Consider the following 9,933-nt stretch of genomic DNA (forward strand, 5'->3'; position numbering starts at 1 on the left):
AAGACGACACGACGAGTCCTGTCTGCCACAGAACCCGCCACACCATGCATGACCAGCAGAAAGTCAGCGATCAAGTACGGAAAGACAACAGCCTCAGAGGCCAGGTGGATCTTTGTGGTCAGTCCGCCGCGGGACCTGCCGATGGCATGGTCTGCCGGTTCGCCTGCTGGGGCCCCTTTTTGCGGGCTCCGGCCGCGTGCTGGTGTGCGCGCACGATGGTGGAGTCCACCGAGACGGCCCAGTTGAGGTCGTCGTCGGCGTCGGCCTGTGCGACCAGCGCGGTGAACACCCGCTCCCAGGTGCCGTCGATGGCCCACATCCGCAGCCGGTTGTAGACGCCTCGCCAGTTGCCGAACTTCTCGGGGAGGTGAATCCACTGCGATCCCGTCTGGAACTTCCAGGCGATTGCGTCGATCACTTCTCGGTGATCCCGCCACCGGCCACCCCGCCGCGGTGTCCGATCTGGGAGTAACGGCTCGATTCGCGCCCACTGCGCGTCAGTCAAAGGCACACACGAACAACGACTGGCGGGGCTGGTCGCAACGGCGCCCCTGTCAGGCGGTCGGCCCAGTGCGAAGCCGCCGCACGTCCCGCGCGAGCGTGTACGAAGCGCTGAGGAAGATCACAACTCCAGCCACGAGCCAGAGGACCGACGCCCCGAAGCGGTACTCACGAACGGCAAGAACGAGCAACATCACGCTGGCAAGGACGCCGAAGGCCGAGATCAGAGTGCTGATGCGGTTGGTCACATGGACATCATCAACGACAACCTCGGCCAGCGGAAGTGATCCAAACGAACCGGCCTAGACGACGCCACCGCCGAGTCCGGGCGTGGGCTGCCCCTGATGGACCTGCTCGCGCCCGGCTGGGACGTCACTCCGACGCCGGTCGGCAAGCAGATCTGCTGTCTGCTCCCCAGTGACTCGAACTGACCGCAGGCGTCGTCAATTGCCGTCACACTGTGCGATTTGACCGCCTGTCAGTCCCTCGGGGTAGTCTCCCGATCACGCCGAGTTGACGTCAACGTGGGGAACGGCGCCGAGGGTTGGGGAGATGGTGGATGGTCGGGCGTGACATGTCACCGGCGGATCACCAGGACAAGGAAGTCCGCGCAGTCCTCAAGCGGCTGGTGGCCGCCGGCTGGTTGCTGCGCAAGGAAGGGCACTGGGGGCGGCTGTACTGCCCCTGTGCCGGAGGGGGCTGCTCCACCATCCCGGTGCCGGGTACGTACGCCGAAGGACCCGGGGCGCGCGGCCCGGCGTATTGGGCAACGTGCGAATCTCTGCCCGCTCCCCGAGGGTGACCCGCGCCGTGCCCTCGGTGGGGGTGTTGTCGTTTGACAACAGGTGAAGGCTGGGTAAGTCTCCCCTTGCGGAGGGTGGCGCACCCTGGCGCGGAGGCCGGCGGGAACACGCTCGAACTGGGGATGAGGGCGAAATGGAGTACGAGTTTCTGTTTGTCGTAGATGGCATCACGGTCGACGACGACCTGGCGGTCGGCGTCATCTTCGACGAGTTCGACGGACTGCTCACCCGCCATCGGGGCAAGCACCTGCTCGACCTTGCCGAGTCCGGGGACGGCGCCCTCGACGCCGCGCACCGCCTGGTCGTCCGGCTCCGAAAGGAACTGCCGCAGCTGAGGTTGCTGCGGCTGGACCCCGATCTGGTCGGCGTGTCCGACATCGCCGAGCGGACGGGCCGTAGCAGGCAGAACGTCCTGCAGTGGGTGAACGGCGAGCGCCGCACGGACGCGGGCGCGTTCCCGGAGCCCGAAGGCACGGCAGGGCGGTCCCTCGTCTGGCGCTGGGCGGAGGTCAACGCCTGGCTGGCGGGGATCGGGGAGCAGGTCGGCGGCGCGGGCGCGACTCGTGACGACGCCCTGCACATCGACTTCATGCTGCCCCGCTGGCAGCAGGCGCTGGCCGACGGCCTGCCGATCATGCGATTCGTGCACTGCGTGGAGGACGACCGTTCCGAGGACCGTGCGGGGGTGGCGCGGCTGCTGGAAGGCACGCTCTCCGCCCCCGGGCTGCTCGACATGATCTCCGCGTTCCCCCGGGCCGAGCGACAACGGCTCACCGTGGTCTGCGCCGTGCTACCGGACCGCCTGAGCGCTGTCGTCGAACGGATCCGCCGGGACGAGACCTGGGTGATGCTGGCCTTCCAGGGGGAGAAGAACGAACTGCATCTCATGCCGGTCGCCGCGCGAGACGTCCCGGGGTCGCGACCCGTATCGGAGCTGGGCCTGGGCGGCGACGCGACCGTCGGTGATCTGCTCCTGGTCGTCGCGAACGGTGCTGTGCAGCCGAGCACCCCCCTAGCCCTCGCCGGCTGAACCGCCGCCGCAGTACGCCCCTGACGGGCCCAGGAAAGGAAGCCGTGCCCACCGCCTTCGAGACACCGCCCGTGCCGTGCACCAGGCCGCGACCGTCCTCGTCGATCACCTCCAGGACGGCCTGCCGTTCCGCGAGCTCCGGCCACGGATCCATCGGGCGGACCCGACGCTCGCGCAGGACTGGGCCGCTCTCGGTGCCACGGTGACGACGGACATCGACCGCAACCTCAGCTACATCGCCACGGCTCCGACCAAGGCAGGCTGGCTGACCCGGGGGAACCGCACCTGGCGGCTGACGGGGCTGGGCTTCGAGGCGCTCCGTACGTACCCGGACCCGGTGACGTTCTTCTCCGAGGCCACCACCCGCTACACCTACTGGCGGACCCGGCGCGCCTCCTTCGACCCGCCGTCAAGCTGCTCTCCGAACTTCCTGACGAGCAGTGGGTGGCCGTCGAGGACCTGGCGGCCGAGTACGAGATCGACCCCGAGGCCCTGGCCGCCTGCCTGCAGGGGACCCGCCCCGAGGGCTGGCACCTCGCGCTGTCCGCCGAGGGCGAGGCAGGATACGGCCTGACTCTGCTGCCCACCGAGACCGACGCGTGGCGCGCCCTGCTGGAGCGGGACGAGCTCTACGACGAAGCGGCCTCCAGCTTCGACACCGTACGGGTCCTGCCCGCCACGTGTCTCACCGCAGACGAGCTTGCCGCACTCGTGCTGGGGGAGGAGCCCGGACAGGACGCACTCGTATCTCATGCAACCCATGGCTTACAGCAGCCCGCGAGCCCTGGATCTCATCTGGCGCAGCCAGGTCATACCGCTGCTTACGGAATACCACTGGGGTGACGGGACCGACATCGAGGAGGCATACGGCCTGGCCGGCATCAGGGAATACCTCGGGCTGCAATCTGACGACGGCGCATGACCCAGGAGCATCACGTACGGCTCCGCGAAGGGGCATCGTGGGCGGAACGGCCGCTGGCCCCTGAGCAGGTGGGGAGCTGGACCGGTCCGAACTCATCGACATACGGGCCACTGGCCGTGCAGGCAGTTACCGCCTGCGGGTCAGGGAGTCGTGGTGGACGCCAAGTACAAGCGTGGCTTCCGCCGCGAGGACCTCTATCAGATGCTCGCCTACTGCGTACGGCTCGGACTCGACGACGGTCATCTCGTGTACGCCGGGGGCAGGCCGAGCGTCGTACGCGTACCGGTGCCGGACCGGGAGATCAGGCTACACAGGCACGTCCTGGACCTGAGCCTGCCGCAGGCGGAGCTGAGCAGCCGCATCGACGAGCTCGCGGGCTCGCTTGCGCGGGCACTACCGTGAGCCTGTTGTAGGTACACTTGCGGAGTGTAGGTACTTTCTTGACAGCATGCTGAAGGGAGCCTGTCCCGATGAGCGCGATCTCCGTCCGAGAGTTTTCGTACAACCCAAGTGCCGTCTTCGCCCGTGTGGAGAAAGGGGAGGCGGTCCAGGTCACGCGGCACGGCAAGGTGATCGCCATACTGCTGCCCGGCTCCGGGGCGGCTTCCCGGTATGCGGATCTGGTGGCCCAGGGGAAGATCCGGCTCAAGGCCGCGACTACCTCTGATCTCGACCGTTTTCCGCGATACGACCTTCCCGCGGGTGCTCCCGATCCGCTGGAACTTCTCCTGGCCGAACGCGAAGAGGACGACCGTTGATCTACATGGACTCCTCGGCCCTCATTACGCTGCTCACCAGCAGGCCAGCTGCCGCCGAGCTCAGGGTCTTCCTGTCCGATCGGGCCGGGCTGCCCCTGGCCACCAGTACGATCGGCATCGTCGAAACTGTCCGGCAGCTGGACAAGGCCGGATCCTTCCCCGACGCGCTGTCCGACCTGGACGCGATGGTCACCGAGATTCTGCTGACTGAAGAGGTCAGGGACCTCGCCACGAGGGTCTCGGGATCCCTGAGATCTCTCGACGCCCTTCACGTCGCGAGCGCGCTCGTCATCGGCAGCGCTCTCGACTCCTTGATCACGTATGACAAGCGCATGTACGAGGCGGCAAGGCAAGAGGGCCTGTCCGTGCATGCGCCGGGAATGGCGGAATGAGCGCGGGCGGTGGCTCCGACTGTGGGAACCCGACAGGCGCGGCCAGGACGCGCTGTCGGAGGCGGATTCTCCTTATGCGGCGCGGTACCGATAGGTTTTCGAGGTACCAGACCGTCAAGGAAAGGGTGATCCGTTGAGCCGCTCGGTTCTCGTCACCGGAGGAAACCGGGGCATCGGCCTCGCCATCGCCCGCGCCTTCGCCGACAACGGCGACAAGGTCGCGATCACGTACCGCTCCGGCGAGCCGCCCCAGGCCCTCGTCGACGCGGGCTGCCTGGCGGTCCGGTGCGACATCACCGACACCGAACAGGTGGAGCAGGCCTACAAGGAGATCGAGGAGACCCACGGTCCCGTGGAGGTGCTGGTCGCCAACGCCGGTATCACCAAGGACCAGTTGCTGATGCGGATGTCGGAGGACGACTTCACCTCCGTGCTCGACACCAATCTCACCGGCACCTTCCGGGTCGTCAAGCGCGCCAACCGTGCCATGCTGCGCGCAAAGAAGGGCCGCGTCGTCCTGATCTCCTCCGTCGTCGGCCTCCTCGGCTCGGCCGGACAGGCCAACTACGCGGCGTCCAAGGCGGGCCTCGTCGGCTTCGCACGGTCGCTCGCCCGCGAGCTCGGCTCGCGGAACATCACGTTCAACGTCGTCGCACCCGGGTTCGTCGACACCGACATGACCCAGGCACTCACCGACGAGCAGCGCAAGGGCATCGTGTCCCAGGTGCCGCTCGGCCGCTACGCGCAGCCCGCTGAGATCGCCGCCGCGGTGCGCTTCCTCGCGTCCGACGACGCGTCGTACATCACTGGAGCCGTCATCCCCGTTGACGGCGGATTGGGCATGGGTCACTGATCACCATGAGCGGAATTCTCGACGGCAAGCGCATCCTCGTCACAGGTGTGCTGATGGAGTCGTCCATCGCCTTCCACACCGCGAAGGTGGCCCAGGAGCAGGGCGCCGAGGTCATCCTGACGGCCTTTCCCCGGCCCACGCTGACCGAGCGCATCGCCAGGAAGCTGCCCAAGCCGGCCAAGGTCATCGAGCTGGACGTGACCAACGACGAACACCTGGACCGGCTCGCGGGCCTGGTCAAGGACGAGCTGGGCTCGCTGGACGGCGTCGTGCACTCGATCGGCTTCGCACCGCAGGACGCGCTCGGCGGCAACTTCCTGAACACGCCGTTCGAATCGGTCGCCACGGCCATGCACGTCTCGGCCTTCTCGCTGAAGTCGCTCGCCATGGCCTGCAAGCCGCTGATGGGCGACGGCGGTTCGATCGTCGGCCTCACCTTCGACGCGCAGTTCGCCTGGCCGCAGTACGACTGGATGGGCCCGGCCAAGGCCGCCCTGGAGGCCACCTCCCGCTACCTCGCCCGTGACCTGGGCAAGGACAGCATCCGCTGCAACCTGATCTCGGCCGGACCGCTCGCCTCCATGGCCGCCAAGTCCATCCCGGGCTTCACGGAGCTCGCGGACGTGTGGAACCACCGCTCCCCGCTGGAGTGGAACATGGCCGACCCCGAGCCGGCCGGCCGCGGTGTCGTCGCGCTGCTCTCGGACTTCTTCCCGAAGACCACCGGCGAGATCATCCACGTCGACGGTGGCGTGCACATGATGGGCGCCTGAGTCCCGGAGCTCCTCCACGGCCGCGTACCGCGTTCCTTCCAGGGAAGCGGTACGCGGCCGTCGTGCGTCTCAAGTCGAAAAGATGGTCGATCCACCGCAGAATGTGGAGGAAGCGGACTTCCGGTCAGGCCGTGGGGAGGAGATCGCCGTGCTGCGCTCCACACGTCGCCCCAACCGGGCCTTCATGGCCGCAGCGGCGGTCGTCGCCGGTCTCCTCGCCCCGGTCGCCGTGAACGCGGCGACGGAGGGGGGCGGGACGGCCGCACCCCTCGCGCCGGTTCCGCAGCCCTCGGGAGCCGAATGCCGGACGTCCATCGAGGGCTCCCGGGTCGTCGCCTACTGCCACAACCCGCACTCCACATCCGATCTCGTCCGGCTCCACACCGAATGCAGCCGCTGGTGGGACGTCGACGCGGACAGTGAGGCGGTCGCGGTGCAGCCGGGCCGGACCGTACGGCTCGAGGACCGGTGCTGGAAAGAGGTCGGATCGGCCTGGGTCAGCCACCATTCCGCCTAGGCCCGTTCCCGGCCGCCTTCGTCGAGGTCCGCCGGGGGCCGGGGTCAGACCCGGTCCCGCAGGCAGTTCAGCGCGTGGCTCGCGGCCTCCGCGGCGGCCGTCTCGGCGTCGCCCGCCCGGATCGCCTCGACCAGCCGCGCGTGGTCCATGTGCTCCTCGGGGCGCAGCTCGGAGCCCACGTCGTCACGCAGATAGTCCCGGAGCAGATCGTTCAGGTCGGCGTACAGCTCGGTCAGCACGTCGTTGTGCGAGGCGGCGACCACCGCGAGGTGCAGCGTCGCGTCGGCCGCGACGAACGCCTCCGCGTCCCCGGCCGCCCAGGTCTCCTCGCGCCGCGCCATCAGCGTGTCCAGCTGCCGCAGGTCCCGTTCGGTGCGCCGGAGGGCGGCGAGCCGGGCCGCCGAGGACTCCAGCGTGGAGCGCAGCTCGGCGATGTGCCGGGGATCGGCGTCGGCGAAGCGGCGGTGCATCACGCCGGCCAGCTCGCTGGTGGCGACGACGTACGTACCGGAGCCCTGGCGGATGTCCAGCAGTCCGTTGTGCGCGAGCGCGCGCACCGCCTCGCGGACCGTGTTGCGGGCGACCCCCAGCTGCTCCACCAGCTCGGGTTCGGTGGGAATCCGCGCACCCACGGGCCACTCGCCCGAAGTGATCTGGTTCCTCAGCTGGGCAATCACCTGGTCGGCGAGAGCCGAACGCCGCGGGGACGTCAGCGCCATGGTGCTCCTTGCTCGTGGTCCGGGAAGGGCGGTCGGGGAGTGCGAGGTGTGCGGGTGCTCCGGATTCTCTCAGGAGGGAGAGGACGGGAGTGGACAACCAATCATCCCATGATTCTATGATGGGTCTCATGCCCGATGACGAGACCCGGACCCTGAGTCCCGCCGCCGCCCTGAGCGCCCCCGTCCCCCGGACGGCCGCCCCGGGCCCCGCCCCCTGGCTGCTCCGCCTGGTCACCATCGGTCTCGTCCTCGCCGCGCTCAATCTGCGGCCCGCCATCACGAGCCTCGGCCCCCTCCTCGAAGAGGTGCGGGGCGGGCTGCACATGAGCGGCAGCGTCGCCGGCGTCCTCACCTCCGTACCCCCGCTGTGCTTCGCGGCCTTCGGATTCATGGCGCCGCGGCTGGCCCGCCGGTTCGGGCCGACCGCCGTCGTCTGCGCGGGCATGGTCGCCATCACGGCCGGGCTGCTGATCCGCCCCTTCGTGGGCAGCACCGCGGGCTTCGTCGCCGCCAGCGCCCTCGCCCTGATGGGCATCGCCGTCAGCAACGTCCTGATGCCCGTCATCGTGAAGCGCTGGTTCCCGGACCGCGTCGGCAGCATGACCGGTCTCTACTCGATGGCCCTGGCCCTGGGCACCGCCCTGGCGGCGGCCGTCACCGTGCCCATGACCGGCGTCCTGGGCGGCGGTTGGCAGACCGGGCTCGCCGTCTGGGCCGCGCTCGCGGCCGTCGCGATCGTGCCGTGGGTCCCGCTCGTACGGGACCGCAGCGGCACCCCGGGACAGCCCACGGCCCGGCAGGGGCGGGCCCCCGCCCTGCGGATCACCCGCAGCCGGACCTCCTGGGCGCTCGCCTGCTTCTTCGGCCTCCAGGCCACGGCCGCGTACATCACCATGGGCTGGATGCCGCAGATCTTCCGCGACGCGGGGATCTCCGCCGGCACCGCCGGTGTGCTGCTCGCCGTGACCATGGCCATGGGCGTACCCCTCGCCTTCGTGATTCCCCGCGCCGCCGCCCGGCTGCGGAACCAGGGGCCGATCGTCCTCGTCCTCGGCGGCTGCGGCCTCCTCGGCTACGCGGGCCTCTACCTCGCCCCCGCGGGCGGCGCCTGGCTCTGGGCCCTGCTGCTGGGCATCGCCAACTGCGCCTTCCCGCTCGCCCTCACCATGATCGGCATGCGGTCCCGCACCGGCGCGGGTGTCGTCAGGCTCTCCGCGTTCGCGCAGTCCACCGGCTACCTGCTCTCGATCCCCGGCCCGCTGCTGGTCGGCGTGCTCTACCAGCACAGCGGCGGCTGGGGCCTGCCGCTCGCCCTGATGGCGGGCCTGCTGGTGCCGCAGATGATCGCGGGGGTACTCGCCGGACGGGACCGGACGATCGAGGACGAATGCTGAGATGCGAGACTGGGGCCATGCCCGTACTCGATCCGAATCCCCCGAACGGCCAGAAGAAGCTTCTCCTCGTCTTCGGGGCGATGCTGCTCATCGGCGCCGTCATCAGCGTCATCGCCACGATCGCCTCTCCCGCGTAGGCGGCCCGACCTCTCCCTGACCGTCTCCCCGCACAGGGATGGTAGGGCCAGCCCCACCATCCCCTAGGGGGCCAGGTTCAGGGTCGAGTGGGTGGGTCACCGGATGGGCCTGCCGCCCGCCGGACCGTAGGTTCTGGGTATCAGAGCCGAGGACCCACGGAGGCGGACATGTCGGCCCGTACACACACCCGGACCCACCGCCCGGCCTCGTCCGGCGTCGAGGTCCGGCTGCCGTGGTGGGCGGTGGCCCTCCCCGCCCTCGCCTTCGCCGCGCTCCTCCTGCTGATCGCGGGAGACGGCCAGGCGCACGCCGCGACCGGCGACCCGGCACTCGGGCGACTGCTCGGGCAGATCCTGCGGCTGCTCGCCGTCTGACGTGCCCGGACAGGACGCGTACGGGCTGCCCGGCACCGTTCACCCTCGGCGAGGGAGCACGTCAACACCCTGCGCCCGGACCCACATTTCGTGCGAAGCTGAGGTGTATGAGCGCCGACACACCTCACAGGATCGTCCTTCTCAGGCACGCAAAGGCGGAATGGTCGCAGCAGTCCGACCATGAGCGGCCCCTCGCCGAGCGGGGCCGGAAAGACGCCCCCGTCGCCGGCCGCAGGCTCGCCCATTCCGGGACCGAGTTCGATCTGGCTCTGTGCTCGACCGCCACCAGGACCCGTGAGACCTGGAAGCTCGCGGTCCACGAATTCCCGCACCGCCCCAGGACCGTGTACGAGGAGCGGCTGTACGAGGCCTCCCTCGGCGAACTGATCGCGCTGTTCAACGAGACCCCCGACGACGTACGCAATCTGCTGGTCATCGGCCACAACCCCGGCATGCACGGCGCCGCCGACGCACTCTCCGGCCAGGGCGAGGGAGAGGCGCTCGCCCGGATGACCAGGGACGGCTTCCCGACAGCCGCCTACGCCGTCGTCGAGTTCTCCGGCTCCTGGAAGGGACTGGAGCACGGAGTGGGCAAGCTCGTCGAGTACTGGACCCCCAACGGCTGAGCAGGACGCACGAAGGCCCCCCGCACTGCAGGGCGCACCTTGGGTTCTAACGGTCCTCGCAACACCCGCGATCTGTGGGGGTTGCGAGGACCGTGGTCGTTGGACGCGATGACGTTGCGAGGCTGAGGGAGCG

At 69.3% G+C, this 9,933-nt stretch carries 14 protein-coding genes and 1 pseudogene; 12 read left to right on the forward strand and 3 right to left on the reverse strand.

Annotated features, from left to right (window positions below):
• Window positions 1–92: 92 nt before the first annotated feature.
• Window positions 93–511 (reverse strand): annotated as a pseudogene (locus AB0F38_RS31390) (IS5 family transposase); the annotation flags it as partial.
• Window positions 512–554: 43 nt separating this feature from the next.
• The gene (locus tag AB0F38_RS31395; RefSeq protein WP_361900813.1) at window positions 555–749 is read right to left on the reverse strand and encodes a hypothetical protein; all 195 of its coding nucleotides are present in this window, start codon (window positions 747–749) and stop codon (window positions 555–557) included.
• Between the two features lie 688 nt (window positions 750–1,437).
• Between AB0F38_RS31395 and AB0F38_RS31400 the strand changes: the two genes are divergently transcribed.
• From AB0F38_RS31400 to AB0F38_RS31435, 8 genes are all read left to right on the forward strand, one after another.
• On the forward strand, window positions 1,438–2,334 hold the full coding sequence (locus AB0F38_RS31400) for a hypothetical protein (RefSeq protein ID WP_361900814.1): 897 nt from the start codon (window positions 1,438–1,440) through the stop codon (window positions 2,332–2,334).
• A gap of 444 nt (window positions 2,335–2,778) precedes the next feature.
• The gene (locus tag AB0F38_RS31405; protein WP_361900816.1) at window positions 2,779–3,177 is read left to right on the forward strand and encodes a hypothetical protein; all 399 of its coding nucleotides are present in this window, start codon (window positions 2,779–2,781) and stop codon (window positions 3,175–3,177) included.
• 232 nt (window positions 3,178–3,409) lie between these two features.
• A complete protein-coding gene (locus AB0F38_RS31410; RefSeq protein ID WP_361900817.1) occupies window positions 3,410–3,658 on the forward strand; it encodes a hypothetical protein in 249 nt (82 codons plus the stop codon).
• A 68-nt stretch (window positions 3,659–3,726) separates the two neighbouring features.
• Window positions 3,727–4,014 (forward strand): hypothetical protein, encoded by a 288-nt coding sequence (locus AB0F38_RS31415; protein ID WP_361900819.1) that lies wholly within the window; start codon window positions 3,727–3,729, stop codon window positions 4,012–4,014.
• A 5-nt stretch (window positions 4,015–4,019) separates the two neighbouring features.
• Window positions 4,020–4,406, forward strand: coding sequence for a type II toxin-antitoxin system VapC family toxin (locus AB0F38_RS31420; protein ID WP_361900835.1), 387 nt, complete (start codon window positions 4,020–4,022; stop codon window positions 4,404–4,406).
• A gap of 133 nt (window positions 4,407–4,539) precedes the next feature.
• Window positions 4,540–5,259: a 3-oxoacyl-[acyl-carrier-protein] reductase gene (fabG, locus tag AB0F38_RS31425; RefSeq protein WP_361900821.1), complete on the forward strand. Its 720-nt coding sequence runs from the start codon at window positions 4,540–4,542 to the stop codon at window positions 5,257–5,259.
• Window positions 5,260–5,264: 5 nt separating this feature from the next.
• Window positions 5,265–6,032, forward strand: a complete 768-nt coding sequence (gene fabI, locus AB0F38_RS31430; protein WP_361900823.1) for an enoyl-ACP reductase FabI — start codon at window positions 5,265–5,267, stop codon at window positions 6,030–6,032.
• 151 nt (window positions 6,033–6,183) lie between these two features.
• Window positions 6,184–6,549, forward strand: coding sequence for a hypothetical protein (locus AB0F38_RS31435; protein ID WP_361900837.1), 366 nt, complete (start codon window positions 6,184–6,186; stop codon window positions 6,547–6,549).
• 44 nt (window positions 6,550–6,593) lie between these two features.
• Here the strand turns inward: AB0F38_RS31435 and AB0F38_RS31440 are convergent, their stop codons facing one another.
• On the reverse strand, window positions 6,594–7,268 hold the full coding sequence (locus AB0F38_RS31440) for a FadR/GntR family transcriptional regulator (protein WP_361900825.1): 675 nt from the start codon (window positions 7,266–7,268) through the stop codon (window positions 6,594–6,596).
• Between the two features lie 128 nt (window positions 7,269–7,396).
• Between AB0F38_RS31440 and AB0F38_RS31445 the strand changes: the two genes are divergently transcribed.
• The 4 genes from AB0F38_RS31445 (at window position 7,397) to AB0F38_RS31460 (ending at window position 9,800) form a co-directional block, all read left to right on the forward strand.
• Window positions 7,397–8,662, forward strand: coding sequence for an MFS transporter (locus AB0F38_RS31445; RefSeq protein ID WP_361900827.1), 1,266 nt, complete (start codon window positions 7,397–7,399; stop codon window positions 8,660–8,662).
• Window positions 8,663–8,679: 17 nt separating this feature from the next.
• Complete coding sequence (locus AB0F38_RS31450) at window positions 8,680–8,799, forward strand: SGM_5486 family transporter-associated protein (RefSeq protein ID WP_361900829.1); 120 nt, start codon at window positions 8,680–8,682, stop codon at window positions 8,797–8,799.
• Between the two features lie 168 nt (window positions 8,800–8,967).
• Complete coding sequence (locus AB0F38_RS31455) at window positions 8,968–9,174, forward strand: hypothetical protein (protein ID WP_361900831.1); 207 nt, start codon at window positions 8,968–8,970, stop codon at window positions 9,172–9,174.
• 107 nt (window positions 9,175–9,281) lie between these two features.
• Entirely contained in the window at window positions 9,282–9,800 is a 519-nt protein-coding gene (locus AB0F38_RS31460; protein ID WP_361900833.1) for a histidine phosphatase family protein, read from the forward strand.
• The last annotated feature ends 133 nt before the right edge of the window (window positions 9,801–9,933 follow it).

It is taken from the genome of Streptomyces sp. NPDC025273 (genome assembly GCF_040638585.1).
GTDB classification, from domain to species: Bacteria; Actinomycetota; Actinomycetes; order Streptomycetales; family Streptomycetaceae; genus Streptomyces; species Streptomyces cinereorectus.

What these genes read in the sequence shown, in the direction of transcription:
- AB0F38_RS31400 (WP_361900814.1), top strand. Translation starts at nt 1,438, where the DNA reads ATGGAGTACGAGTTTCTGTTTGTCGTAGATGGCATCACGGTCGACGAC.
- AB0F38_RS31415 (WP_361900819.1), top strand. Translation starts at nt 3,727, where the DNA reads ATGAGCGCGATCTCCGTCCGAGAGTTTTCGTACAACCCAAGTGCCGTC.
- AB0F38_RS31420 (WP_361900835.1), top strand. Translation starts at nt 4,020, where the DNA reads ATGGACTCCTCGGCCCTCATTACGCTGCTCACCAGCAGGCCAGCTGCC.
- fabI (WP_361900823.1), top strand. Translation starts at nt 5,265, where the DNA reads ATGAGCGGAATTCTCGACGGCAAGCGCATCCTCGTCACAGGTGTGCTG.
- AB0F38_RS31440 (WP_361900825.1), bottom strand. Translation starts at nt 7,268, where the DNA reads ATGGCGCTGACGTCCCCGCGGCGTTCGGCTCTCGCCGACCAGGTGATT.
- AB0F38_RS31445 (WP_361900827.1), top strand. Translation starts at nt 7,397, where the DNA reads ATGCCCGATGACGAGACCCGGACCCTGAGTCCCGCCGCCGCCCTGAGC.
- AB0F38_RS31450 (WP_361900829.1), top strand. Translation starts at nt 8,680, where the DNA reads ATGCCCGTACTCGATCCGAATCCCCCGAACGGCCAGAAGAAGCTTCTC.
- AB0F38_RS31455 (WP_361900831.1), top strand. Translation starts at nt 8,968, where the DNA reads ATGTCGGCCCGTACACACACCCGGACCCACCGCCCGGCCTCGTCCGGC.
- AB0F38_RS31460 (WP_361900833.1), top strand. Translation starts at nt 9,282, where the DNA reads ATGAGCGCCGACACACCTCACAGGATCGTCCTTCTCAGGCACGCAAAG.